General features: G+C 56.4%; 1 protein-coding gene. It reads left to right on the forward strand.

The window, feature by feature from the left end:
* Nucleotides 1-216 precede the first annotated feature (216 nt).
* Nucleotides 217-477 (forward strand): hypothetical protein, encoded by a 261-nt coding sequence (locus ACP7AJ_RS21540; protein ID WP_426062300.1) that lies wholly within the window; start codon nt 217-219, stop codon nt 475-477.
* Nucleotides 478-653: the final 176 nt, after the last annotated feature.

Consider the following 653-nt stretch of genomic DNA (forward strand, 5'->3'; position numbering starts at 1 on the left):
TGGCCGTCATAACAGAAGGAATATACGTCCTTCTTCTGTCCGCCTTGCCTAGACCACCTCAACCGCAACGGAAACCAAATCTATTACCTGTTTTACGACGCGCACGGCGCGCCGTCCAGCGGGAGTCCGGCGGAAATCACCGAAGGCCCGGATACCGTCCGGTGGGGCGAGCCTTACACCGGCTCGATTCGCTTTGGGTATCCCCTAAAGGGCAAGGTGACCCTGATTGTGGGCGTGTTGGGCGAGGACGTGAACGCGTTCGACCGCTGGCCGATCGTGGACACGTTTCAAGTCGTGCTCCAAAGCGCGGACGGGCGCTTTTACTTTCCCTACTACCCGAAGCGGCCCGAAAAAAATTCGTTTCAATACAAGTTTATTCAGCCCGAGAGTCCGGTGATGGCTGCCTTCGAAGACTCCCTAAGGGTGGACCAAAAATCGATTATGCATCCCTTCTTTGTGAAGAAGCCAGGCAACTAGCGCTAAACTCCAAACGCTTGTTACTTTGAACAGCGCTCGTTCAAGGCACGACCCTTTTCGTGAACTGACTTGGTACCTGAGAACTCGACAGATGGCCACCGCGTGACAGTAGTTGAACGCTAAGGACGCACGGGGCTGGCCGGCTTGCGCGGATGCGGCTTTGGGCGTGGTTCCGC

Source organism: Hymenobacter sp. B1770 (genome assembly GCF_049896385.1).
GTDB lineage: Bacteria > Bacteroidota > Bacteroidia > Cytophagales > Hymenobacteraceae > Hymenobacter.